Raw genomic sequence first — 25,835 nt, forward strand, 5'->3', positions numbered from 1 at the left:
AAGATGACTCTCCGCCGGTTGTTGGGCACCGCCCTTTGCGCTGCCACTCTCGCCGCCTGTACGCCGGTGGGGCCCGATTTCGTGCGTCCCAACTCTCCAGTGGTGAAGCAATGGATGGAGGTCAACAACCCCAGCGCGGGTCAAAGCGGCCTGACCTCGCGCAGCGCCCCCGTTGCGCGCTGGTGGGAGACATTCAACGATCCGACGCTGAACAAACTAATCGCCGAAGCCTATGCGCAAAACCTGACCTTGCAGGTTGCGGGCGCCCGAGTACTTCAGGCTCGTGCGCAACTTGGTATCGCATTTGGAGAGCTGTACCCGCAGTCGCAGGCCGTGGGCGGTTCGCTGCAACGCCGACAGATCAGCGACAGCCTTGGGCCGATTTCGGATATACGGCGTATCATCCCTTTGGACACCGAATTCTCAACCTCGCAAGTCGGTTTTGATGCGCAATGGGAACTGGACGTTTGGGGCCAACAACGTCGCGGCGTACAGGCCGCACGGTCTAACCTTGCACTACAGGTCGCCAATTATGACGACGCTCTAGTCACGCTTACCGGGGACGTTGCAGCGCTCTATATCAACATCCGTTCGTTGCAGGAGGCTCTGCGCATCGCGCAGGAGAACATCACGATCCAGCAGGAATCGGCAGACCTCACCCAGTTACGCTTTAACAACGGCGTGACGACCGAGCTGGATGTGCAGGAATCAACTGCTCTGCTCAACAACACGAAGGCGCTAGTGCCCGAGCTGGAAAGCGATATCCAACAGGCCAAGAACGCGCTGGCAGTTCTTTTGGGCAAAACCCCTTCCCAGATGGCGGGCCTGATTGGAAATTCGGGCCGCATTCCAACAGGGCGCAGCAACGTAGCTGTGGGAGTCCCTGCCGAATTGCTACGGCGGCGGCCCGACGTCCGCGCCGCCGAACTTGCGGCAGCCACCCAGTCGGCGCAGGTGGGGATCGCTTTGGCTGATCTCTATCCGCAATTCATCCTGTCTGGTTCGATCGGCTTACAAGCGTCGGGCGGGCGCGATCTGTTCAGTACCAATAGTGCCACGGGATTGGCCAGTGCAGGCGTTGTCTGGAATGTCCTGAACTATGGCCGCATCAAGAACAACGTCCGCGCTCAGGATGCGGCTTATCAGGCGTTGATCGCAAATTACCAGAACACTGTGCTGACCGCCTATTCAGAGGTTGAAAGTGCGATGGTCGCCTATGCACAGGCGCGCAAACAGGTCACCTTTTATCAGCGTAGCGTTGAAGCATCGCGCAAAGCTGCTGACATAGCCGTTGATCAATACCGCGATGGCATCGCCAGCTATTCCCGTATCTTGAATACACAGACTGCCCTGCTCCGTTCACAAGCAAACTTGATCGAGGCGCGGCAAGAAGTCTCGTCCAATCTGGTCGCGATCTACAAAGGTTTGGGTGGCGGCTGGCAGATCCGTCAGAATCAGGAGTTCCTACCCGAGACTGTTCTGGCCGAAATGGCCTATCGCACCGATTGGGGTGATCTGCTTGAGAAAGCGCCAACACGCGCCAGCCTGAACTAAACGCTATTTCGTCAACCCGCGCAGGCCACCCGAGATCAGGATGTTAACTTCGTAGAGGATACGTGGCGCCGCCAATCCGCCGGGGCTGGCCAGATAGTTGGGGCTCCATTCCGGATCGAATTTCTGCTTGAAGGCGCGCAGGCCTTCGAAGTGGTAGAACTGCTCGCCATGTTCATAAACGAACCCACCGATCCGATTCCAAAGCGAGGCCAACTGCCGGTTCTCAATCCCTGAGAACGGAGCAGCGCCCAGCGAGAACCAGTGGAATCCCTGCTCGGAACCCCAGACCATCATCTCGGCGAACAGTGCGTCCATGACGAAGCTAGGGCTGTCCGGTTCGTAACGCATCAGGTCCAGAGACAATTCGGATTTGTTTCCGCCTTGAAATAGGTTGGCGAAAGCCATGATCTTGCCTGTCACATCCCGCAGAACGGCGTGGTCAAAATAAGACAAATAGTCATCGTCGAACCCACCCAAGGCAAAGCCCTTTTCTTCACCCGCCTTCTGCGCCAACCAGTCGTCCGAGATCTGACGAAGCTCGGGCAACACCGGAGCAAGCTGTTCCTTGGGGATGATTTCAAACTTGTACCCTTCACGTTCAGCCCTGTTCTTGGCCTGCCGGAACCGTTTGCGCGACTTTCCATCCAGAGAGAAATCCTGCAGCGGCACGCGGGCCACTTCTCCGATCTTCAAAATCGACAGACCGAGGTCCAGGAACGTCGGCAAATACTTGGTCGAGACACTGTAAAAGGCACAAAGCTTGCCTTCGCGATCGGCCATTTCTCGCAATTGCCAGATCAGTTGTTGCCCTGCCTTTTCATCTCCCACCGGCTCACCCTTGGTGATGAGCGCGTTGCCAGTATCGGCATAAGCGAGGAATGCGGTTTCGTCGGGTGAAATCAGGAATTGCTTGTCGCCCGTAAGCGAAATCTGAGACTCGGTGTCTTCGCTTTCCATCACAAGCCGTTCAACGACTTCGGGAATTTCAGTGCGAACCGGAGCCGGAATTTCTCTCCCAAACAGAGAGTTCACCGCCACAATGCCAAGGATCACAGCGACAACAAGGCTTGAGCGTAGGAAACGTGAGGCATCGCCGCTCCAGGCAAAATCCCACCACAAGGCGTTCTCGTATTCAACATGGGAATAAGCGAACAACCCGATCCAGAAAATGACTGCCAGCAATGCAACTACGCTGACCAGCCATGGGATATTCAGCCGAAAGATCGACGCACCACTAACCCGGTAGAAAGCCCCCCGAAACATCGCCAGAAGGCCAATCGTAAACAGCAAGGACAGGGCTTCGTGTGTATCCAGCCCCTTGGCGAGCGAGGCAAAGAAACCAGCCGCCATCAACAACATGGCCACCACCCATGCGCGATAGAGTTTGCGGAATAGTCCACGCGATACCAACAGCAGTAAAACGCCCACTGCGCTGCCTGCGAGGTGTGAGGCCTCGACAAACGACAAAGGTAGCACTGCACGCAGTACGCCAAGGTTTTGGGAACTGGAGGGTAAGGCACCCGAGACCAGCAAGATCACCCCAGCCACTGCCGCAACGCCTGCAGCCACCATCGGGACAATGGGGCGGATTGCGCGATAAACCCAGGTCATCGCGCCCCCGATGCGTTGGCGCTGAGTCATTGCCGATGCGACCGCAATCGACAGGCTGGCAATGGCAAATGGCAAAAAAGTATAGATCAGCCGGTACAGCAGAAGTGCAGCAATGACATCAGACCGGCCCGATGCCCCGAGGCCTGCAATCAGGGTCGCTTCGAACACGCCTATCCCACCCGGTGCATGGCTGAGGATACCCACCGCGATCGCACCGATATAGACCGCGAAGAAATATGGATAGCCAACACCCAAATCGTCAGGCATCAATACCCAAAGCGCCATGGACGCGCCGAACAGATCGCCAACTGCGGCGACTGTCAGCAAGCTGGCCAGCTTACCACCCGGCAGGTTGAACCCAAAGCCGCCATACGCCAATCGCCGCCCACCGCTTGAAAGCCAAACAAACAGAACAATCAGCCCCGCAAGCATGCAGAGGCCTATCACAGTTTCCATTGTCTCACTGATGGGCAGGACCTTGGAAATACCGTCAGGATGGATGGTCAGCAGCAGGCCCAGAAGCAGAACCAGCCCCATCCAGAACGCCACCCACGAGGTCGCGATCACCCCCGCAACGCGCCCCAAATCCAGCCCGAGCGAGGCATAGATCCGATATCGGATCGCGGTGCCGGTGATGTAAGAGAATCCAAGGCAATTCGACACCGCGTAACCGCTCGCCCCAGCCATTCCGGCAACGGGCAAAGGCACCTTTCCACCAGCCACGCTCTGCACGGCAAGGACATCATAGAATGATAGAGACAGAAAACTGAACGCCGTCCAACACAGCGCGAAGAACATGAACTTCCCAGGCTTCGCCGCGATATCACTTTGGATATCTGACCATTTCACATGTGCAGACAGGTCGTGCAGAACCGCGAGTGCTATTCCGGTGATCAGTAGCGGAACCGCAATCTTGACCAATGGCTTTTCCAACAACCCTGTTACGCGCTCGGCTAAATTTGCCACGCGCGTCTCATTGGTGCTCGCCTCTGTGGTCATACTGTACGTCCCTGCCCTATGATCTTCAGATCAGTGTTAATTCAAAGCTTTGCACGATTCTCGAATCCGTCAAAGTGGCTTGAACAGCCAGTTACGAACGGCCCTTGCGCGTAGAAAGCAACAGGTTTGTCTCGGACCGCGTGATGCCTTCCATCCGCCTGATCTGGAACAACACTTCATCAAGCTCGTCCAGAGTATCTGTGCCGATCTCGGCTATAAGATCCCAACTGCCATTGGTCGAGTGTACTGCCCGAACTTGCCGCATCGCAGCCAGCCGGGACCGGATCCGCTCGGTCCCGCGACCTTCGATTCCAAGCATCATCAATCCACGTACGGGGCTTTCCGACACACCCTGCCGGGTCACCACAGTGAACCCCACGATTTCGCCAGATTGCTTGAGACGCTGCAGCCGGCTGCGCACAGTCGTTCGGGTTACGCCAAGCATTTCGGCCAACTCTGACAGCGATGCGCGTGCGTCCCTATGCAGGGCATTCAGCAACCTATTATCCAGTTCGTCCATACGTATTTACCAAATAGAATTTTGTTGATCCAGTTTGATCAATTTGCCCTCTTCTCTCAACTCATATCGTATCGATAGATAGACTTATGAGCAAACAGAACATCATTCTCGCCGGGGTTCCGATGGATGCTGGCAAACATCGTCAGGGCTGCCGAATGGGGCCCGACGCCTACCGTGTTGCCGGGCTTGAACAAGCGCTGTCTGACCTGGGACATACCGTGACCGACATCGGCGATACTCACCCGGATCAGGTAGATGTGCCAGAAGACGCCCATCTGTTCTCGCTTCCGGAATGCGTGGGCTGGACACAGGCGTTGAGCCGGACTGCGAATGAAGTCGCAGAGCAAGGTTTGCCGATCTTCATGGGCGGCGATCACGCGCTGTCGATGGGGACGGTGACAGGGATGGCGGCACATGCGGATAAAATCGGGCGCCCGCTCTTTGTTCTTTGGTTGGATGCACACAGTGATTTTCATACACCGCGCAGCACAGATAGCGGCAATTTACATGGAACACCCGTCGCCTATTTCACCGGTCAACCGGGGTTTGAGCCCTTTCCTCCTGTAACCACTCCAATCCCAACCAATCGCGTTGGGATGATAGGATTGCGCTCGGTTGATCCAGCCGAACGCGCGGCGCTGGAAAAGGATGACGCGATGCTGGCCGATATGCGCAGCATCGATGAACACGGCATCAAGACCCCACTTCTGGCCTTTCTCGACAAAGTACGCGAGGCCAACGGCATCCTGCATGTCTCGTTGGATGTGGATTTCCTTGACCCCTCGATCGCACCAGCAGTTGGCACCACAGTCCCCGGAGGCGCGACCGAGCGTGAGGCGCATCTGGTCATGGAACTCCTGCACGAAAGCGGCCTCGTTTGTTCGCTGGACCTCGTCGAGTTGAACCCGTTCCTTGATGAGCGCGGCCGGACCGCAAAACTGATGGTCGATCTTGCAGCCTCGCTTATGGGGCGTCGCATCTTCGATCGCCCAACCCGGAGCTTCTGATGATATCTCTTCAATCTCCTTCGGTTGTAGTGATGGTGCGCCCCCATGCATTCGCGTCGAATCCAGAAACCCGAGACGACAATGCGTTTCAAACGCTGGCAAATCGATCTGCCGCAGCGACTTCAGCGGCTGCGCGGGATGAGCATGACAAAGCAGTAGAAAAGCTTCACGCTGCTGGTGTGACCGTTCATGTGTTTGACGATGAAGGTGAGCGCGATACACCCGACAGCGTGTTCCCGAACAACTGGTTTTCGACCCACCCCGGCGGTCATGTCGCCGTATATCCGATGTTCGTACCATCGCGTCGACGCGAGAGACGCTCAGATGTAATCGAGTTGCTGAAGCGGGAATATCGAGTGCAGGACGTCATCGATTATTCCGGCCTCGAACAGGACGACCTGGCGCTTGAGGGTACGGGCGCAATGGTTCTGGATCACGTGGGCCGTATTGCCTACACCGTTCGATCCAATCGCGCTGATCCGGTGTTGTTGGAACGTTTCTGTACGCATTTCAACTATGAGCCGATCGCGTTCGATGCAAAGGATGCCGAAGGACGCGATGTCTATCACACCAATGTTCTGATGGGGATCGGGACGCACTACGCGCTGATCTGTTTGGACATGATTTCCGACCCAGAACGTCGGGCAACAGTTCGGGCACGGCTTGAGGAGTCTGGTCGTACTGTCATCGATCTGTCTCATGAACAGATCGCAGATTTTGCAGGAAACGCGATTGAGCTTAGCGGCAACGATGGTCTTGTTCTGGCGCTGTCCAGCCGTGCGCTAAAGGCTCTTACGCCCGCTCAAGTCGCGGTTATCGAAGCAAGCGCAACTCCGCTGCCGCTCTCGGTTCCCACAATTGAAACAGCCGGTGGATCCGTACGTTGTATGATCGCTGGTATCCATCTTTCCCGCCGATAGGAGTCTTTGATGCAACCCTCTGATAAGGCCCTCGTGCCGTTTGTATCCGTCGACAACATGATGCGTCTGGTTCACCACGTCGGGGTCGAACAGATGATCACACAGATTGCTACGCAGATCGAAGCTGATTTCAAACGCTGGGAGAGTTTTGATAAAACGCCCCGCATCCCGGCTCACTCACCGCACGGCGTAATTGAATTGATGCCAACCTCGGATGGTGAGGCTTACGGGTTCAAATACGTAAACGGTCACCCCAAGAACACGTCTGAGGGCCTGCAAACCGTTACAGCGTTTGGCCTGCTGGCTGATGTTTATACCGGTTACCCGACATTATTGACCGAAATGACTATGCTGACCGCACTGCGGACGGCGGCAACCTCGGCGCTGGTTGGCAAGTACCTCGCACCCAAATCGGCGACGACGATGGCGATGATCGGAAACGGAGCGCAATCCGAGTTCCAGTGTCTCGCATTCAAAGCCATGTGCGGGATCGATACTGTCCGGCTCTACGACACCGATACGAACGCGACGGCGAAATGTGCTGCCAATCTGCAGGGCAAAGGGCTGACAATCGTGCCCTGCAAAACGCCAGAAGAGGCGATCGAAGGCGCTCAGATCATAACGACCTGCACCGCTGACAAGAAATACGCCACCATCCTGACAGACAATATGGTCGGCCCCGGCGTCCACATCAACGCGATTGGAGGCGATTGCCCCGGCAAAACCGAACTGCACCGCGATATCCTTCTGCGCTCGGATATCTTTGTAGAATACCCCGAGCAAACGCGGGTCGAAGGTGAAATACAGGCTCTGGAGGATGATCACCCGGTCACCGAGATGTGGGAAGTGATGACCGGACAGGCCAAAGGCCGCACCGACGATCGACAGATCACGTTGTTTGACAGTGTAGGTTTCGCAATCGAAGATTTTTCGGCACTACGATACATCAAAAGTGCAATTGAAGGCACTGATTTCTATGAAGCATTGGATATGCTCGCAGACCCTGACGACCCAAGGGACTTGTTTGGGATGTTGATGCGGGCAGGATAAAGAACCCGCACATCAATAACTGTGCCCCGGCCTTTGGCCGGGGCTTTTTCTTATCCGGCCAGCGATGGCAAGTATAGAACGATCCCCGGAAAAGCCACCAGCAGCGCGATGGTCAGAGCATCTGCAATGAAGAAAGGCGTCACACCCTTGAACACATCCTGAACACTAAGGTCAGGCCGCACCCCGGCAACGACAAAGCAATTCAGGCCAATGGGTGGTGTGATCAGGCAGAACTCGGCCATTTTCACCACCAATATACCAAACCAGATTGCACACATTGGTCCGGACATACCAAAGGCGCTGTCTGCCGCGCTGACAGCCTCGCCCCCGTTCAGGGCCATAACGGCGGGATACACGACCGGCAGTGTCAAAAGCAGCATGCCGATTGCATCCATGAACATGCCCAGCACGGCGTAGGCCAGCAAAATACAGATGAGGATCAGCATCGGCGACATCTCGAGCGAGGTGATCCAGTCGGAAAACGCTCCGGGCAGATCAGCAAATCCCAGAAACCGCACATAGATCAGCACGCCCCAGATGATTGCGAAGATCATGGCGGTTAGTTTGGCGGTTTCAAGCAAGGCCGACTTGAACTCTGGCCAGCGCATCCCGTGGATCAGGGCAAAGCAGAACACGATGAAGGCACCGATGGCTCCGCCCTCGGTCGGGGTGCCCCAGGCCTTGTCGCCGAAAGGGTTGTAAACAAAGCAGATTATGATGAGGATCACCGCCACGATGGGCAATGCGCCCGGAAGCGCCGCAAATCGTTGTTTCCAGGTAAATCCTGTCACAGGCGGCCCGACGGATTTGAAAATCACGGCGATGCCAACGATCAACAACCCATAAATCACCGCCGAGAACGCACCGGGTATGAATCCCGCAAGCAGCAGTTTTCCTACATCCTGCTCGACGATGATTGCATAAATCACAAGAATCGCGGATGGAGGGATGAGCGAAGCTAAGGTCCCACCAGCGGCCACCACTCCGGCGGCGAAACGCTTGTTGTAGCCTACGGCCAGCATCTCGGGGATGGCGATGCGCGCAAAGACAGCCGATGTGGCGACCGAGGCACCTGAGACCGCTGCAAAACCGGCGGTCGCAAAGATTGTTGAAACGGCCAGCCCGCCCGGCACCCAAGCCACCCAGCGTTTTGCCGCCTCGAACAGGGCGCGCGTCAGCCCGGCGTAATAGGCAAGATAGCCAATCAGTATGAATGTTGGGATCAGGCTGAGTGTATGAGATGCCACCTTAGAGTGCGGCACCTGCCCGGCTGTTTTGACTGCGACCGTCAGCGCTTTGCCAAATCGCCCGGGATCATAGCCAAACTTGGCCCAGAATATCCAAATAAGGCCAATCAAGCCTGCCAAACCAGCGGCGAATGCCACCCGCATGCCCGTGACGACCAGAATCAGCAGACCAGCAGTGACCCAAAGGCCGATATCAATCGTATCCATGGGTCAGTTACGTCCTTCGAATTGTTCGGCCTCGGCTGCAGCCTGTGCAGCGGCATCCTGTATCAGCGGTACGGCCACCGGAGTTTCGAGCCCCAGCATAAACGCGCGTCCATAGCCCCAGACCTGCAAGATCAGCCGGGCACAAAGAACCAAAAAAGCAACGGGCGCCAACAGCTTGGCTGGCCAAATAGGAATCCCGATGTCAATCGAGCTATCGCGGCTCCACATCGGGACGCCAAAATCAAAGGAGCGGTCGAAATGGGACCAACTGCCCCAAACCAGCGCCAGCATCAGCAGAAGGATCAACAGGACCGAGATCAGTTCGAACAACCACAGCGCCCGCCCTTTCAGGCGCGAGATCACGATATCCATTCGAATGTGCCCGCCATCGCGTTGCACAAACGAAATGCCCAGAAATGCGATCAGGGGCATCGCCTGTTCGATCCAGTCAACATAGCCAGGCAACGGCGCGTTCAAGGCGTTTCGGCCGCTGACTGACACAACAGCCAGCACCATCAGTCCGAAGACCGCAAATCCACTGATCAGCGCCATAAAGCGCTCCAATCGCAACAATCGATGATCCAGCCGACTTAGAAGACTGCCATCCTCAAGCACCGTGGCATGTCCTGCCATCTCAGCAATCCTTTGATTGTAGGAAAGGCCGGGTGCCCAATGACACCCGGCGAAGGGCGATTAATTACCGCCGCGTTGCTGTTGCAGTGTTGCCTGCACTAGATCGTACAGGTCCTGCGCTGGCAAACCCTGAGCCGTCATGTCTTCAATCCATTTTGCGCGGATTGGATCGGCGGCCTTAGCGCGGAACTCTTCAAGAACTGCGCCGTCAATCTCGACCTTTTCAACGCCCTTTTCTTCCAGAACGCCGTCCCACTTTTCAAGCAGTCCACCGTAGTTGGCTAAATAATGTGCGATCGCCTCATCAATCGAGCTATCAAACGCCTCACGGTGTTCCGCTGGCAGGGCTTCATAGGCGTCTATATTTACCACAACTGGGCAATTCACGGTTCCCGGATTGAGGTTCGCTGTCCACCAGTCGGCTTCGTTGATGGTTCCAAACGACAGATGTGCATGCTGAGCGAAGGCCACTGTATCGACTACGCCCGATTCCATCGCATTGTAAGCTTCTGTCGCGGGCACGGACGTAGGTACTCCGCCAACCGCTTCAAATGCTTGCCCCAAACCACCGGTGGCACGAACACGCATCCCGTCGAATTCGGCAAGTTCATCACGAGGGTCACCGGTGCCAACAAGGTTATATTGAGGCATCGGCGAGGTCATGATGATACGCGCGTTCCATTGCGCCATCTCATCCTTGACCGCCGGATGATCATAAACCGCGTGGCTGACGGCCACCTCTTCATCCAGTGTGTTCACACCCAGGAAGGGCAGTTCCAGAACAGTGATCGCGCGGTTCTTGTCGCGGTGGTAGCCCGCGCAGAACTGCGCCATCTCAAACGCACCAATCTCGATCCCATCCAGATTTTCCTTGGGCTTCGACAGGCCACCATAGCTGACATTGATGGTGAAATCGCCGCCGGTTTTCTCGTTCACCAGTTCAGCCAGTTTTTCAACATGTTCGGTAAAGGCACGACGTTTACCCCAGACCGAGGCATTCCATTCGGTCGCGGCTGCCTCGGTGACAAACGCCACGCTCAGGGCGGCAAAGGCCGCGCCACTCAGTATCTTATTCATTGTGATCTCTCCCATAGATGCGCTCCCTATCGAGGCGCTTGAAAGAGAAGCTAGCGCCTAGTCTGGAATCTGCCAACCCCTGCTTGGATAAGCGGTGTTACCGCAATCAATTCAGCTCAACAAAATGGGGCGATACACTAATATTCCAGAACCGATCCGGTGAGCATTTTGTATGTTACAGATACATTATTGTTATTATTATACAATTACTAGTAATTTCATATTTGTTTACAAGTAACGCGATTATTCTGAAACTTATTTACAAAGAAGTTCAAGGATTATCGCAATTTATTTATTTCTTTTCTGATCTCCGTATTATTCAACTCGGGGAGGAAATGGATCGACATTGTCTGATCGGCTGGCAATATCGGTCCCATGCAATCCAGTCCAGAGGGAGGAGCCTCAAAAATGACCACCGCTGCCCAGGCAGATGCCAAGACATATCCGCCATCCGCAGAAACCGTCGCCCGCGCCCATGTCGACGCCGACAAATACGCAGATATGTATGCTGCGTCGATCAACAACCCAGAGGCGTTTTGGGATGAGCAAGGCAAGCGCGTTGACTGGATCAAGCCCTACACTCAGGTCAAAGACGTCAGCTATGAATTTGGTTCGGTTGGCATAAATTGGTATGCGGACGGTACGCTGAACGTCTCGGCCAACTGCTTGGACCGTCATTTGAAGACGCGTGGCGATCAGACAGCCATTATCTGGGAGCCAGATGATCCGAACGACACGGCTCAGTATATTACTTATGCCGAACTGCATCGCCGCACTTGCCGGATGGCCAACATCCTTGAGTCGATGGGTGTCCGCAAAGGCGACCGCGTTGTCATCTATCTACCAATGATCCCCGAAGCTGCTTACGCGATGCTGGCTTGTGCACGGATCGGAGCGATTCATTCGATTGTATTTGCCGGATTTTCACCCGATGCGTTGGCGGCACGTATCAACGGCTGCGACGCCAAAGTCGTCATCACTGCCGACGAGGCACCCCGTGGTGGCCGCAAGACCCCGCTGAAGTCGAACGCAGACGCTGCATTGCTGCACTGTAAGGACACAGTGAAATGCTTGGTTGTTAAACGCACTGGCGGGCAAACCACGTGGATTGACGGTCGTGACTACGATTACAACGAAATGGCGCTTGAGGCGGACGACTATTGTGCACCCGCTGAGATGAACGCGGAAGACCCGCTGTTCATCCTCTATACCTCCGGTTCGACAGGTCAGCCCAAGGGCGTTGTTCATACGACCGGTGGCTATTTGGTCTATGCGGCCATGACGCATGAGATCACGTTCGATTATCACGAAGGCGACATTTACTGGTGCACTGCGGATGTGGGCTGGGTCACTGGCCACAGCTATATCGTCTATGGCCCATTGGCCAACGGTGCGACCACGCTGATGTTCGAAGGTGTACCCACCTACCCGGATGCTTCACGCTTCTGGCAAGTTTGCGCAAAGCACAAGGTGAACCAGTTCTATACCGCCCCAACTGCGTTGCGCGCTCTGATGGGGCAAGGCAACGAGTGGGTCGAGAAGTGCGACCTGAGCGACCTGCGCACGTTGGGCACGGTCGGCGAGCCGATCAATCCGGAGGCCTGGAACTGGTACAACGAAGTGGTCGGCGGTGGACGTTGCCCGATCGTTGACACCTGGTGGCAGACCGAAACTGGCGGTCACTTGATGACCCCCCTGCCAGGTGCTCACGCGATGAAGCCCGGCTCGGCGATGAAACCCTTCTTCGGCATTCAGCCCGTGGTTCTGGACCCTCAGTCCGGTGTTGAGATCGAAGGCAATGGTGTCGAAGGCGTTCTGTGCATCAAAGACAGCTGGCCCGGTCAGATGCGCACGGTCTGGGGCGATCATGAGCGGTTCGAAAAGACCTATTTCTCGGACTACAAAGGTTACTACTTCACCGGCGACGGTTGCCGTCGGGATGAGGATGGCGACTACTGGATCACGGGCCGTGTGGATGACGTGATCAACGTCTCGGGTCACCGGATGGGTACCGCCGAGGTGGAAAGCGCGCTGGTTGCCCATGCAGCTGTCGCCGAGGCCGCCGTTGTGGGATATCCCCATGAAATCAAAGGGCAAGGCATCTATTGCTATGTCACTTTGATGAATGATCGCGAACCTTCGGATGATCTGCTGAAAGAGCTGCGCACATGGGTCCGGACCGAGATCGGCCCGATTGCATCCCCGGATGTGATCCAGTGGGCACCGGGGCTGCCCAAGACCCGCTCGGGCAAGATCATGCGTCGTATCCTGCGCAAGATTGCCGAGAACGATTTCGGCTCGCTGGGCGATACGTCTACGCTGGCCGATCCGTCGGTTGTCGAAGACCTGATTGAAAACCGTGCGAATAAGTGAGGGTGTGATGGACGTTGCCACTACCACGACCCCCGCTGTTCTGATCCTTCTCGGCCCTCCGGGCGCCGGGAAGGGAACGCAGGCACGCATGCTGGAAGACAAGTTCGGACTGGTGCAGCTCAGCACCGGTGATCTGCTGCGCGACGCGGTTGCGGGAGGCACCGATGCCGGAAATGCGGCCAAAGCGGTAATGGAGGCCGGTGATCTTGTCAGCGACGGGATCGTCATCGCGATCCTGCGCGACCGCATGGCGGAACCGGACTGCTCCAAGGGCGTCATTCTTGATGGGTTCCCGCGCACTACGGTTCAGGCCGAAGCGCTTGATGGTTTACTCGCGTCGTCAGATCAGAAGATCAACGCGGCCATCAGCCTTGAGGTTGAAGACGCCGAAATGGTTACCCGGATTTCGGGTCGATACACGTGCGCCGGATGCGGTGAAGGCTATCACGACACGTACAAACAACCCGTCGAAGACGACAAATGTGACAAGTGCGGCCACACCGAATTCAAGCGCCGCGCTGATGACAATGCCGAGACGGTCGCCTCGCGGCTCACCGCCTATCACGCGCAAACCGCACCATTGATTGACTACTATCTAGCCCAGGGCGTGCTGAAAGGCATCGATGCCATGGGTCAGATCGACGACATCGCGCGAAACCTTCACGGGATTGTCGGCGAAGTCATGGACTAAGGGGAGCAGATAAGCCCTAGGGCCTTGATCCAAAAACAGAATACTTCAATGGAACTGCCTCGGCAGACCGGAGAAGCTATGCCTGACGCCATCCGGCATCTGGCAATTTCGAGAAGCGGCCCACGGCACTGGAGGAGTTGGGCAACGGGCCGCCAATGAGGGAAGCGAAGGAGGAACCCGCGATGGCGGATCATTCAACAAACTCCGCGCAGACTGCCGAAGCCGACAAGGGCTATTGGCAGGCCAACCTGCGCCTCATCTACATCAGCCTCGCGATTTGGGCGCTGGTGTCGTTTGGATTCGGCATTCTGCTGCGTCCGCTGCTGTCTGGCATCGCTGTTGGCGGTACAGATCTGGGCTTTTGGTTCGCTCAGCAAGGATCGATCCTGGTCTTTCTGGTGCTGATCTTCAACTACGCCTGGCGCATGAACAAGCTCGACGCTGAACACGGCGTGGACGAGGAGTAAGAGCCATGGATCAGTTTACCATCAACCTGCTGTTTGTGGGCGCGTCCTTTGCGCTTTACATCGGCATCGCAATCTGGGCCCGTGCGGGTTCCACATCCGAATTCTATGCCGCCGGTCGCGGCATTCACCCGGTCACCAACGGTATGGCGACAGCGGCAGACTGGATGTCTGCGGCCTCGTTCATCTCGATGGCGGGTCTGATTGCCTTTACCGGCTATGACAACTCAACCTTTCTGATGGGTTGGACCGGTGGCTACGTGCTGCTGGCTCTGCTGCTTGCGCCTTATCTGCGTAAGTTCGGCAAATACACCGTGTCGGAATTCATCGGCGACCGCTTCTACAGCCAGACAGCTCGCATCGTTGCCGTGATTTGCCTGATCGTTGCCTCGGTGACCTATGTGATTGGTCAGATGACTGGCGTGGGCGTGGCCTTCGGCCGCTTCCTCGAAGTGTCCAACACATCGGGTCTGCTAATCGGTGCCGCTGTTGTGTTTGCCTACGCAGTGTTTGGCGGGATGAAGGGCGTGACCTACACTCAGGTCGCTCAGTACTGCGTGCTGATCACCGCCTATACTATCCCGGCCATCTTCATCTCGTTGCAGCTGACCGGTACGCCGGTTCCGGCGCTGGGTCTGTTTGGTGACACCGCAAGCGGTGAACCCTTGCTGACCAAGCTGGACGCTATCGTGACCGAGCTGGGCTTCAATGAGTACACGGCCCACCACTCGAACACGCTGAACATGGTGCTGTTCACCCTATCGCTGATGATCGGTACAGCGGGTCTGCCGCACGTCATCATGCGCTTCTTCACCGTTCCTAAGGTATCTGACGCACGTTGGTCGGCTGGCTGGGCATTGGTCTTCATCGCTCTGCTGTACCTGACCGCCCCTGCGGTTGGTGCCATGGCGCGTCTGAACATCAGTGACATGATGTGGCCCAATGGCGGCATCGAAGGTGGCGCTGTCTCGGTCGAAGATATCGACAACGATCCGCGCTATGATTGGATGGCTACTTGGCAGAAAACCGGTCTGTTGGATTGGGAAGACAAGAACGGCGACGGCAAGATTCAGTACTACAACGACAAGAATGCCGACATGCAGGCGCTTGCCGAGGAAAAAGGCTGGGTCGGAAACGAGCTGACCAAGTTCAACCGCGACATCCTGGTTCTGGCCAACCCCGAAATCGCCAACCTTCCAGGTTGGGTGATCGGTCTGGTCGCTGCCGGTGGTCTTGCGGCTGCTCTGTCTACCGCTGCGGGTCTGCTGCTGGCGATCTCGTCGGCCGTGTCCCACGACCTCGTCAAAGGCGCAATCAACCCGTCGATCTCTGAAAAGGGTGAACTTCTGGCGGCGCGGATTGCCATGGCTGTAGCCATCGTTGTTGCAACCTATCTGGGTCTCAACCCTCCGGGCTTTGCGGCGCAGACGGTTGCATTGGCTTTCGGTCTGGCGGCTGCCTCGATCTTCCCGGCGCTGATGATGGGGATCTTCTCGACCCGCATCAACAACACCGGCGCGGTTGCGGGTATGCTGGCTGGTCTTACCGTAACTCTGGTCTACATCTTCCTGCATAAGGGCTGGCTGTTCATTCCGGGCACCAACTCGTTCACCGATGCTGACCCGCTTCTGGGTCCGATCAAGTCGACCTCGTTCGGCGCCATCGGTGCGATGATCAACTTTGCGGTCGCCTACTTTGTAGCAGGCGCAACCAAAGAGACTCCGCAGGAGATCAAAGATATGGTCGAAAGCATTCGCATTCCCCGTGGTGCGGGCGCAGCTCAGGATCACTGAGTGTGATGCGGTCGGTGGCTCTTGTCTTCGATCGCGTCTTTCGACTTACTGTTCCCGCCCGGCACACCACCGGGCGGGATTTTTATTCGGAACTCCGGAGAGCGTAAATGCCCCTGTCCCTTGACGAAATCACCCGGTTTCTGAAATCTGTGCACCCCTATGACGCCCTGCCCCACGATGCGCTGGACGAGTTGGCCCAGCAGATCGAAGTGCGCGAGGTCGATGCCGATGGCAGTATTTACCAGTTGGGCAATGCTCTGCCCGGCGTTTTTGTGATCTACGAAGGACAGGTGGAGATTACAGATGAGAATGGCGCTGTCGTCTCGCATCTGGGACTGCGCAATTCTTTTGGTGAGCGCGGATTGCTGAAGGATGGCAAGGCCGCAACCCATGCGCGGGCCCACACGCCGACGGTGCTGATCGTGCTGCCACCAGATTTGGTGAAAAACCTGATCGACGGGCACGACGTGGTGTCCAAATTCTTCAACCGCACACGCGGTGGACGCAGCGGGCCGCAAAGCCTGGCCACCAGTGCAATTGACATTTTGATGGCGCGCGACCCTGCCACCTGCCCGCCCGATACTCCGGTTCAAAACGCCGCGCAGATCATGCGCGACCGACATATCTCATCACTCTGCGTGACCGAGGGTGAAAAGTTGCTGGGCATAGCGACCCTGCGCGATATCTCGGGCAAATTCGTCGCCGAGTCGATGCCAGCAGACACTGCGGTTTCAGCCATCATGACCACCAACCCGATCACGCTATCCCCAACCGATATCGGCTCGGACGTGCTGCATGTGATGATGGAACGTGGTATCGGGCATATCCCAATTTCCGAGGCCGGGCGGTTGGTTGGCATTGTCACTCAAACCGACCTCACCCGTTATCAGGCGGTCAATTCTGCCGAGTTGGTGGGCCGGATCGCCCGCGCCAATACTGCTGATGAGATGGCTACAGTCACTGCCGAGATACCCCAACTGCTAGTTCAACTCGTTGCAGGCGGCAACCGGCACGAGATCGTGACACGACTGATCACCGACATTGCTGACACCGCAACACGGCGCTTGCTGGCACTGGCCGAGGCCGAGCTTGGGGCACCTCCCGTGCCATACCTGTGGCTGGCCTGCGGCTCGCAAGGACGGCAGGAGCAGACCGGTGTTTCGGATCAAGACAATTGCCTGATGCTGGATGACAGCGTAACCGAAGACGACATGGCGTACTTCGCAGATCTGGCCAAGTTCGTATCGGACGGGCTGGACACCTGCGGGTATTTCTATTGCCCCGGCGACATGATGGCGACAAATCCGCGTTGGTGCCAACCAGTCAGGGTCTGGCGCGATTACTTCAAAGGATGGATTGACAGGCCGAACCCTGAGGCACAGATGCTGGCCTCAGTCATGTTCGATCTGCGCCCAATCGGGGGCAATTTCGACCTATTCACTGATCTGCAGTCCGAGACTTTGGCCAATGCCAGCGCAAACTCGATCTTCGTGGCGCACATGATCTCGAATTCGCTGAAACACACGCCACCATTGGGGCTGCTGCGCGGTTTTGCAACGATCCGGTCGGGTGAACACCGCAATACGCTGGACCTCAAGCACAATGGCGTCGTGCCTGTGGTTGATCTGGCACGCATCTACAGCCTTCAGGGTCAGTTATCCGAGGCCAACACACGCGCCCGTCTGAGTGCTGCCCAGGCAGCAGATGTCCTGAGTGCATCCGGTGCGCGCGATCTTTTGGACGCCTATGATCTGATTGCCGAGACGCGGCTGGAACATCAGGTCAGATTAGTGAAATCCGGTGACGCGCCGGACAATTATCTGCCCCCAACCGCCCTTTCGGACTTTGAGCGAAGTCATCTTCGCGATGCCTTCGTCGTGGTAAAAACGATGCAATCGGCGGTTGGTCATGGCAAAGGTATGCTGGGCTAATTCAGGCCTGAATAACGGAGAGACAATATGTTTCTGGAATTGATAGGCACGGTCTTTGCAGGTTTTGCCTTTGCCGGCGTTGTCATGGTGCTGAACAAACTAACCGGTGGCCGGTTGCCAAAATGGGTCGCTCCGGTCGCGGCAGGCGTTGGGATGATCGCCATGACGATCTCAAGCGAATATTCCTGGTATGATCGCACGCGTGGTCAACTGCCCGATGGGCTAGCAATTGTCGAAGAGATCGAAAGCCGCGCGATTTATAGACCTTGGACATATGCGGTGCCCTTCGTCGATCGCTTCGCAGCCATCGATACCGTATCTGTTCGCACAAACGAAAGTGTCCCTGATCAACGTCTTGTGGATCTCTACTTCTTCGGCCGCTGGGCACCGGTTTCAAAACTGCCGATTGCAGTCAATTGTGCCGAGAATAGTCGCGCCAATTTGGTTGACGGTGCAGAATTTGCAACCGATGGCAGCCTGACAAACGCAACATGGTTCAAGGCCGAGACCGGAGATCCGATCATCGAGGCGACTTGCGGAGTCTGACCATGCTGCACAAGCTAAGCCTACGCCTGCGCATCTTCCTGTTTTTTTGTCTGCTGGCCTTGGGCGGGATACTTGTTAGCACAGTGGTCTTGTGGATTAGCTATGAACGTGCGGCCGACCCGGCACTGATCAATGCATTTATCTTCGCGGATGCGTTGATCGCCTTCGGTTTGCTCGGACTGGTCGCAGGTGTCTGGCTGTTGTTCGATGATAACGTGGCTAAACCGATCGAACGTCTTTCCGCGCAACTTCGGGCCCGCGCCCATGCAGGGGTCAGCACAGATCTCGATTTGGAAGCTGCGCGGTATCTGGGTGATCTTGCCCCAGCGGCCGCGGGGCTAGCAGAACAGCTGGCCGAAAACGCCATGACCACCGCCCAGGCCGTCGCAGCGGAAACCGCCCATCTGGCGGCTGAGAAAAAACGCCTCACCGCCCTGCTGACCGAGATACCCGTCGCCATGCTTCTGGCAAGCCCCAAGCATCAGATCGTTCTGTATGACGCGCAGGCCGCCGGGGTACTGGCCCAGATCGCCCACCCCCGCCTGAACGCATCTTTGTTTGACTATCTTGAAAGCACTGGCCTCACCGATGCCTACAAAGAGATGTGCAAGACCGGCATGGATGTCTATTGCACTTTGTCCAGCGTTGATGGGCGGCAAACCTATACCGCGCGGATGAAACCGCTGGGTGACGCTCCGGGTTATATGCTGGTCTTTGAAGGCAGCGTTGCCCGCATTCCGCCCGAGGATGCCCGCCCTCTGGTCTATGATTTCGAGCTGCTCGACACGCCCGGGGATGACGTCTTTGAGGAACGCAGCCTGTCGGACCTGTGTTTCGTGGTCTTTGACACTGAAACGACCGGCTTGTTGCCTCATAAAGACGAGATCGTTCAGATTGGAGCCGTGCGGGTGGTAAAGGGCAAGATTGTCGAGGGTGAGAAGTTCGACACACTTGTCGATCCGGGTATACCGATCCCGCCAGCCTCGACCAAAGTCCATAAGGTTAACGACAGGATGGTGCAGGGTGCGCCCGACATCGCCGGGGCCGGGCAAAGCTTTCACCAATTCGCCCGTGACGCTGTGATTGTCGCCCATAACGCACCATTCGACATGGCTTTCCTACGCCGTCATGCTGGCCGTATGGAGGTAGACTGGTCCCACCCCATTCTTGACACGGTTCTGCTGTCGGCTGTTCTGTTCGGAGCAAGCGAAACCCACACACTGGATGCGGTTTGTGATCGGCTGGGTGTAACCATACCTGAAACCCTACGCCATACTGCTCTGGGCGATGCGGTTGCCACTGCCGAGGCTCTGGTCCGAATGTTGCCAATGCTTAAGGCACGCGGCATGACAACCTTTGGCGACGTAATCGCGGAAACCCGTAAACACGGGCGGTTGCTGGAGGATCTGAACTAGCCGGAAAATCCTCAATTCACCGCAGCTTTTCGTGGACAATCCCTGCGCCACATGGCACCTGAGACAGGCCCCTTGAACGAGCGCGTGATGACGGAAAAAACATTCATTCCTGGCCCTGAGGACAATCTTGCCTTTCGCGAGGCGTTGGGCTGTTTCGGCACCGGAGTCACCGTTGTCACTACCAGCACCGCCGAAGGACCCGCCGCGATCACGGTGAACTCGTTCGCATCCGTATCTCTGGACCCACCTTTGGTTTTATGGTGCCTCGACCGGAACTCGAACCGGTATGACGCCTTCAGCACCTGCGAGCATTACGCGATACATGTGATGGCGCAGGACCAGCACGATCAGGCCCTACAATTTGCGCGTAACGGGTTCGATTTTTCTCATGCCGACTGGCAGGAAGATGATGCAGGGCGTCCCCGTCTTGCTGAATGTCTGGCCCGCTTCGACTGTCGCTTGTCGGCGCGTCACGCGGCAGGTGATCACCTGATTCTTGTTGGCCATGTCGAGAAAGTCATGCACCGCCCCGGTCAAGGATTGATCTTTAAACGCGGCCAGTTTGGTGGTTTCGCAGATTTGATCTAGTCGTCCAGCGATCCGTGGACGGCCAATGCTTCAAGCTGCGTTTCTTGCGGCGTGATCACGCGAAACGCCTCGTGCACCCCTGCCCCTGTCAATTCCCGGGCCACTGTCAGCAACGTGTTCGGGGCATGATCCTCGCACATCTCGGTCATGTGCGCGATTTCGGTCTGCGCGACATCCATCGCCGCCTCGACCGATGGTGCACCGTATAACTGCACAAAATGCTCAGCCAGATTCTGTGTCAGTTGGTCTATTTCGGCCTGCTCAATTTGCGTAACCGCAACGAATGTCACGCGCCCAAACGTCTCAAGCCCCAGCCAACCATTGGCAAAGGCCTGACGTGCCTTGCCTTCTAAGTCGGCCTCTCCCCAATTCGAAAACTCGAAACCACCCGGGATGCACCACTCACCGGTTCGTGCTGGTGAATGGAACACGTTCATGTCGCTTTCATCAAAATGGATTGCTCGGGCGAGATTCATCAGACGGTCTCCAACAGTTCTGTCAGCGGGCGTATTTGGGTGTCTGCGCCCTCGCGGATCAGCATGCCAAACCGTTCGTCGGTGCCGAGAAATACACCGGAGTCCGCGATGGGTTCTCCAACCCCTCGCAGTAGCCCCATCCATTCGGCATGGAGCGGCGCGTTGCCCTCTTCTTGCCAGCGGTTGAGCCATGTCAGCATGTGGCGCGACCAGCTTTCGACCAGTTGCGTCGCCGACACGTCAGCACAACCTTCATCATAAAGCGCAGTTACATCCGGCGTTTCCCCGGGGGCGTCGCTGGTCGACAGCAATGCAAGCTCCCAACCGACGACAAGCCAATTAGGAATCTCGCCTGCCTCGGCAGACGAGGCCGCAACCTTCATCGTCCCGCATGTTGCGCCATTCACGCAGATTACGCCGTCCCAGCCTAGATGCACAGCAACTTCTGGAGGAGCCAGTGCGCCCAGGGCGTTCTGGAAACCGACGGCACATAGCGGCAACATTGCTATTGCATCCTGCAGCGGCACCTCGGGGGCAAAGACGATGGCAACGCGCAGACGATCCGCCTGAATACTATAGACCACGGTTCCCCCATCACAGCCTAGCGCCGCCATGGCCTGAGCCTTTTCGAACGGATCCTCTCCGGCCTTGGCAGGATGCCCGCTGAGCAATGGGGGAAAGACCGGGTGGCTCATGCATTCCCCTTGGCAATCATGTCGCGAGCGATCTTGCGGAAGGCTTCTGCTTGTGGGCTGTCGGGTTTGCTGACTACGATCGGCGCCCCCCCGTCTGCTGCCACGCGGATATCCAGATGCAGTGGTATCTCACCCAGCAGTGGCACTCCCAATGCCTCGGCTTCTGACGCCACACCGCCATGACCGAATACGTGCTCTTCGTGTCCACAATTCGAACAGATATGAGTCGACATATTTTCAATCATCCCAACGATGGGTGTTTTGAGCTGATTAAACATGTCGATCCCCTTGCGAGCATCGATCAAAGCCACGTCTTGTGGGGTTGAAACAACGATGGCGCCATCCACCTTAAACTTCTGGCTCAACGTAAGCTGCACATCACCCGTGCCAGGAGGCAGGTCAACGATCAGCACATCGAGCGCGCCCCATTGTACCTGACCCATCATCTGCTGCAATGCGCCCATCAGCATCGGGCCACGCCAGACAACCGCCTGTCCTTCGTTGGTCATCAACCCCATCGACATCATGGTAACACCGTGATTGCGCAAAGGCAGAATCGTCTTGCCATCAGGGCTGGCCGGACGACCCGAGACGCCCAGCATCCGGGGTTGCGACGGCCCGTAGACATCTGCATCCAAAAGACCCACGCGACGTCCTTCTGCGGCTAGCGCGCAGGCAAGGTTGGCCGACACGGTGGACTTGCCGACGCCCCCTTTACCAGACGCCACCGCGATGATCCGGTCCACACCCGGCACCGCCTGCGGTCCGGTTTGCGAAGGCTTAGGCTTGGGCTTCAAATCGGGTGGGGCCTTGTCCGAATGCGCGGTCATCATGGCCGAGACGTTGGACACGCCGTCCACCATCTGCGCCGCTTTCTCGGCTGTGGCGCGCACGGGCTCCATTTTCTCGGCCTGTTTGGGATCGATCTCAAGTACAAAGCGCACCGTATCCCCCTCGACATTCAGTGCGCGCACAATACCTGCGCTGACAATATCCTGCCCGGAAACAGGATCAGTGATCTTCTTTAGGTTCGCCAGTACGGCGTCACGGATGCTCATGCTACCACCTCCGTTATCCACCCTTCGATTAGGGCCTTGCGTGTCGACTGATTGCGGTCGCCGCTCATTGCATGATACTCCGTCTCTTTTCGTTCATTTGACGCAATTGGCCTGACACCGCTAAGTTTGGCCATGCGCTTTGTCCTGTTGTGCCTGAGCCTGACGCTCACCGCCACCCCCTCTTGGTCACAAGAGGCAATTGGACTCGCAGCGCCAGATGAGATTTCAAACTCGGGTCTTCTGCAACATATCCTTCCGCGCTTCTCTCTCAAGTCCGGGGTTCGCGTTGTCGCAGACAATGATGGTGTAATGGCTCTTGCTCCGGCACCTCCTGGCGATCCGGTTTTTGCCCGTGACGAAACAGTCTATCACCTGCGCATTAATGCCAGCGCAAAGGAAATCAAGTTCCGAGACTGGCTGTTGTCCGACATTGGGAAACGTACGATCGAAAGCTTTGTTCCCGCTGAAGGTGGGCCATTTAACGCGAACTTCGAAATCGCAGATGTTGTCGAAGACGCTAAAATCGACGGAGATGCTGCTTTGGGTCAGGATTTGTCGTTTACTCACTGCGGCCGGTGCCATGTGATCGGGCCGCAAAACCGCATGAACGGATTGGGTTCCACGCCGTCTTTCGCCGTCTTGCGCGCGATGCCTGATTGGTCCGAGCGGTTTCAGGCTTTTTTTGCCCTGAACCCGCATCCCGCCTTCACCCAGATTGAGGGCGTAACCGAGCCCTTCCCGCCCGAGCGTCCATCGCCGATCCATCCGGTGGAAATAAGTCTGGATGATCTCGAAGCCATTTTGGCCTTTGTCGCCGCCATCAGCGCCGCCGATCTGGGCGCACCGCTGCAACTTCAGTGATCCTTACGCTTTGAAAAATAGTCATCCGTCGTCACGACACGGGGTCTGGGAGATGACTGGAACGGATTGTCGGTGCTGTGGAACTGAGCATTTACCCTGCAATCATCACACATCTGGATCAGCCTTGCCTGATCCGAAGTTGCAAACATCGGATGTGTTCCGGACAGTTTGTCCATTATGCGCTCGACCGTCGACCTGACACCAAAGGCCGCACCACATTCGATGCATTCGAACGGCTCTTCCTCATTAAGAACCTGCTGCGACAGGGCCTTGTCGCTTAGGTCAAGCTGCGGCACCAGATCAATGGCGTGTTCAGGACAGATCGTGCGACAGATACCGCATTGCAGGCAGGCATCCTGCTGAAAGTTCAACTGCGGCTTGTCTGGATTGTCGATCAGCGCACCTGAGGGGCACAATGATACACAACTGAGGCACAAGGTGCAGGTGTCAGTGTTTACTACAACGGCGCCATATGGAGCGCCATCTGGCAAGGCCAACGGTGCTTCGGTCTTGGCATTCAGCGCTTGCGCCGCCAGACGGGTGATTTGTCGCCGGTTCCCCAATGGAAGAACCGGATCGGTCAATGGTAGCGGCACCTCTTGCGCATAAAGCAGATCAGCAAACGCATCCGGGTCAACTTCGTCAATCAGGCTCAGGGCACCCTGCCCCGCGATGGCCTGCGCCAAGTCCAGTTCCCGATCCAGCGCGTCCCGTTCGACTTTGGGCCCCAACAGGACGTCGACGCGGGCGAATCCGTGTGCCAACCCGGCCAGCATCTCGGCATGACCAAAACCTGAAACCACGTGCAATTCTAGTGGAATGACATCCGCTGGAAGACCTCGGCCAAACCGGGCAACCATTCGGATCATCTGCGCCCCGTGGGCATCGTGCACCAGCAAACGCGGCGCAGTACCCCCTGCCCGACGAAAAGTTCGCGCTAGTATGTGCATCCTAGAGAGGATGGCAGATACCGGTGGGTCCTCGTAAGTAATGGCTGTAGACGGACATAGGGCAGAACACTCACCACACCCGGCGCAAATCATGGGGTCGATTGCCACATGATCTGTCGCTGATGTGATGGCACCGGTCGGACATATGTCCAAACAGTTCGAACACCCGGTCTGTCCTGCGCGTGAATGGGCACAAAGCGCTTCATCCAGTCGCACGTAAAGAGGCTTTTCAAAGGTACCGACCAGTTGCAGCGCATCGAAGGCCAGGTGCGCAACTGCCACCGCATCACGAGGATCGGCGCGCAGGTAGCCTTCGCGCTTATCCGGGGCCGCAACTAAAGCCGTACCTCCAGTCAGATCAACGACAATATCACAGCGCGATGTGGCCCGATCCCTCGGCGCGCTCCACGCAAAGTCACCACGCCCGCCGGGTTCTAGTTGCTGCACTTGATCCAGATGCCACGTGAACCCACCCAGTGCGCCCGACAGGTTCCGCACCTTGGCACGAATAACATCAAAAGCACGGCTCAGCGGTTGAACCTCATCTGTGACCAAAACCGTTACGGCCAAGCTGTCCGATAATTGTTCAGCCAGATCATAAGCGATCTCGCCCGACCCGATGATACAGCAAGTGCCTTCGCTGATAACATCAACTGCAGAAGTGATCGGCTGCGGCAACATCGCTTCAGCTGCCAACGCTGCCATTTTTGGCGCTGCATTTCCGCCCTGCTCCGACCAGCCAGCACGGTCTCTGAGGTCAACGCATCCCGGCTGATCCACACCCAGATCATCTGCAAGGTCAGAAAACACGACAGTCTCTTGCCCGCAGGCAATCACGACCTGATCGTCGGTCTGAAGCATTTCAGCCACCACGCCAAGTTCTCGGGTACAAAGCGCAGTATGGACCTTTGAACAGCTCAGTTCACAGGCCAAGGATATGCGATCCGCGTCAATTGATTGCGTCCCCTCGCAATCACACAACAAAAGCCTGCTGGTCATATCTCCTCCCGAACTGTTGGCTGCCCCAATTCACACTAAACCTAATCCGCACCGTGGCAATGCGGCACCGGGCAGAATGGCAGATTTGTGCACTATTTTTCATCGACCCCCAAGCCATCCACGAGCCGCTCAGGCCAATAACGAATAAATTATCGAAGAAAACGACCTGA

At 56.8% G+C, this 25,835-nt stretch carries 22 protein-coding genes; 13 read left to right on the forward strand and 9 right to left on the reverse strand.

Translation table 11 applies throughout. The features are described from left to right. Window positions 1-3 precede the first annotated feature (3 nt). Window positions 4-1,554 (forward strand): efflux transporter outer membrane subunit, encoded by a 1,551-nt coding sequence (locus tag ACR0IU_RS02085; RefSeq protein WP_480715078.1) that lies wholly within the window; start codon window positions 4-6, stop codon window positions 1,552-1,554. A gap of 3 nt (window positions 1,555-1,557) precedes the next feature. On the opposite strand, the gene mprF is transcribed toward ACR0IU_RS02085, so the two are convergent. Continuing rightward, the gene (gene mprF, locus ACR0IU_RS02090) at window positions 1,558-4,164 is read right to left on the reverse strand and encodes a bifunctional lysylphosphatidylglycerol flippase/synthetase MprF (RefSeq protein ID WP_480715079.1); all 2,607 of its coding nucleotides are present in this window, start codon (window positions 4,162-4,164) and stop codon (window positions 1,558-1,560) included. A gap of 91 nt (window positions 4,165-4,255) precedes the next feature. Then, on the reverse strand, window positions 4,256-4,684 hold the full coding sequence (locus tag ACR0IU_RS02095) for an Lrp/AsnC family transcriptional regulator (protein ID WP_170778927.1): 429 nt from the start codon (window positions 4,682-4,684) through the stop codon (window positions 4,256-4,258). Between the two features lie 86 nt (window positions 4,685-4,770). On the opposite strand from ACR0IU_RS02095, the gene rocF reads away from it, so the two are divergent. From rocF to ACR0IU_RS02110, 3 genes are read left to right on the forward strand one after another with little or no spacing between them, the layout of a single operon-like run. Further along, a complete protein-coding gene (gene rocF / locus ACR0IU_RS02100) occupies window positions 4,771-5,691 on the forward strand; it encodes an arginase (protein WP_480454719.1) in 921 nt (306 codons plus the stop codon). Further along, window positions 5,691-6,611: a citrulline utilization hydrolase CtlX gene (gene ctlX, locus ACR0IU_RS02105; protein ID WP_170778930.1), complete on the forward strand. Its 921-nt coding sequence runs from the start codon at window positions 5,691-5,693 to the stop codon at window positions 6,609-6,611. Before rocF ends, ctlX begins: the two co-directional genes overlap by 1 nt. Before the next feature lie 6 nt (window positions 6,612-6,617). Continuing rightward, window positions 6,618-7,661 (forward strand): ornithine cyclodeaminase, encoded by a 1,044-nt coding sequence (locus tag ACR0IU_RS02110; protein ID WP_480715080.1) that lies wholly within the window; start codon window positions 6,618-6,620, stop codon window positions 7,659-7,661. 50 nt (window positions 7,662-7,711) lie between these two features. On the opposite strand, the gene ACR0IU_RS02115 is transcribed toward ACR0IU_RS02110, so the two are convergent. The 3 genes from ACR0IU_RS02115 to ACR0IU_RS02125 are packed head-to-tail and all read right to left on the reverse strand — an operon-like array spanning window position 7,712 to window position 10,825. Beyond that, complete coding sequence (locus ACR0IU_RS02115) at window positions 7,712-9,115, reverse strand: TRAP transporter large permease (RefSeq protein ID WP_170469580.1); 1,404 nt, start codon at window positions 9,113-9,115, stop codon at window positions 7,712-7,714. Window positions 9,116-9,118: 3 nt separating this feature from the next. Continuing rightward, on the reverse strand, window positions 9,119-9,748 hold the full coding sequence (locus tag ACR0IU_RS02120) for a TRAP transporter small permease subunit (RefSeq protein ID WP_480715081.1): 630 nt from the start codon (window positions 9,746-9,748) through the stop codon (window positions 9,119-9,121). 60 nt (window positions 9,749-9,808) lie between these two features. Continuing rightward, on the reverse strand, window positions 9,809-10,825 hold the full coding sequence (locus tag ACR0IU_RS02125) for a C4-dicarboxylate TRAP transporter substrate-binding protein (RefSeq protein WP_480715082.1): 1,017 nt from the start codon (window positions 10,823-10,825) through the stop codon (window positions 9,809-9,811). 408 nt (window positions 10,826-11,233) lie between these two features. On the opposite strand from ACR0IU_RS02125, the gene acs reads away from it, so the two are divergent. The 8 genes from acs (at window position 11,234) to ACR0IU_RS02165 (ending at window position 20,626) form a co-directional block, all read left to right on the forward strand. Further along, entirely contained in the window at window positions 11,234-13,198 is a 1,965-nt protein-coding gene (gene acs / locus ACR0IU_RS02130) for an acetate--CoA ligase (RefSeq protein WP_480715083.1), read from the forward strand. A 7-nt stretch (window positions 13,199-13,205) separates the two neighbouring features. Beyond that, a complete protein-coding gene (locus ACR0IU_RS02135) occupies window positions 13,206-13,889 on the forward strand; it encodes an adenylate kinase (protein ID WP_480715084.1) in 684 nt (227 codons plus the stop codon). Between the two features lie 182 nt (window positions 13,890-14,071). Next, window positions 14,072-14,356, forward strand: coding sequence for a DUF4212 domain-containing protein (locus ACR0IU_RS02140; RefSeq protein ID WP_010439512.1), 285 nt, complete (start codon window positions 14,072-14,074; stop codon window positions 14,354-14,356). A 5-nt stretch (window positions 14,357-14,361) separates the two neighbouring features. Further along, on the forward strand, window positions 14,362-16,146 hold the full coding sequence (locus ACR0IU_RS02145) for a sodium:solute symporter family protein (protein ID WP_010439509.1): 1,785 nt from the start codon (window positions 14,362-14,364) through the stop codon (window positions 16,144-16,146). 107 nt (window positions 16,147-16,253) lie between these two features. After that, window positions 16,254-18,077: a DUF294 nucleotidyltransferase-like domain-containing protein gene (locus ACR0IU_RS02150; protein ID WP_480715085.1), complete on the forward strand. Its 1,824-nt coding sequence runs from the start codon at window positions 16,254-16,256 to the stop codon at window positions 18,075-18,077. 27 nt (window positions 18,078-18,104) lie between these two features. After that, entirely contained in the window at window positions 18,105-18,623 is a 519-nt protein-coding gene (locus ACR0IU_RS02155; protein WP_480715086.1) for a hypothetical protein, read from the forward strand. Window positions 18,624-18,625: 2 nt separating this feature from the next. After that, window positions 18,626-20,038: a 3'-5' exonuclease gene (locus ACR0IU_RS02160; protein WP_480715087.1), complete on the forward strand. Its 1,413-nt coding sequence runs from the start codon at window positions 18,626-18,628 to the stop codon at window positions 20,036-20,038. An 87-nt stretch (window positions 20,039-20,125) separates the two neighbouring features. Then, a complete protein-coding gene (locus ACR0IU_RS02165) occupies window positions 20,126-20,626 on the forward strand; it encodes a flavin reductase family protein (protein ID WP_170469560.1) in 501 nt (166 codons plus the stop codon). Here ACR0IU_RS02165 and ACR0IU_RS02170 read toward each other — a convergent pair. Genes ACR0IU_RS02170 through ACR0IU_RS02180 form a run of 3 tightly spaced genes read right to left on the reverse strand, consistent with a single transcriptional unit; the run spans window position 20,623 to window position 22,855 of the window. After that, a complete protein-coding gene (locus tag ACR0IU_RS02170; protein WP_170770517.1) occupies window positions 20,623-21,102 on the reverse strand; it encodes a DUF6505 family protein in 480 nt (159 codons plus the stop codon). The genes ACR0IU_RS02165 and ACR0IU_RS02170 overlap by 4 nt on opposite strands. Beyond that, window positions 21,102-21,797 carry a DUF4444 domain-containing protein gene (locus ACR0IU_RS02175; RefSeq protein WP_170469554.1) on the reverse strand — a complete coding sequence of 232 codons (696 nt, stop codon included), beginning with the start codon at window positions 21,795-21,797 and terminating at the stop codon, window positions 21,102-21,104. Before ACR0IU_RS02175 ends, ACR0IU_RS02170 begins: the two co-directional genes overlap by 1 nt. After that, complete coding sequence (locus ACR0IU_RS02180) at window positions 21,794-22,855, reverse strand: Mrp/NBP35 family ATP-binding protein (RefSeq protein WP_170539185.1); 1,062 nt, start codon at window positions 22,853-22,855, stop codon at window positions 21,794-21,796. The genes ACR0IU_RS02175 and ACR0IU_RS02180 overlap by 4 nt, the downstream gene beginning before the upstream one ends. A 132-nt stretch (window positions 22,856-22,987) precedes the next feature. Here ACR0IU_RS02180 and ACR0IU_RS02185 point away from each other — a divergent pair, with 132 nt between their 5' ends. After that, window positions 22,988-23,716 carry a hypothetical protein gene (locus ACR0IU_RS02185; protein ID WP_480454707.1) on the forward strand — a complete coding sequence of 243 codons (729 nt, stop codon included), beginning with the start codon at window positions 22,988-22,990 and terminating at the stop codon, window positions 23,714-23,716. On the opposite strand, the gene ACR0IU_RS02190 is transcribed toward ACR0IU_RS02185, so the two are convergent. Continuing rightward, on the reverse strand, window positions 23,710-25,665 hold the full coding sequence (locus ACR0IU_RS02190) for a 4Fe-4S binding protein (RefSeq protein WP_480715088.1): 1,956 nt from the start codon (window positions 25,663-25,665) through the stop codon (window positions 23,710-23,712). The genes ACR0IU_RS02185 and ACR0IU_RS02190 overlap by 7 nt on opposite strands. Window positions 25,666-25,835 lie beyond the last annotated feature (170 nt).

Source organism: Ruegeria sp. CL5 (assembly GCF_056536485.1).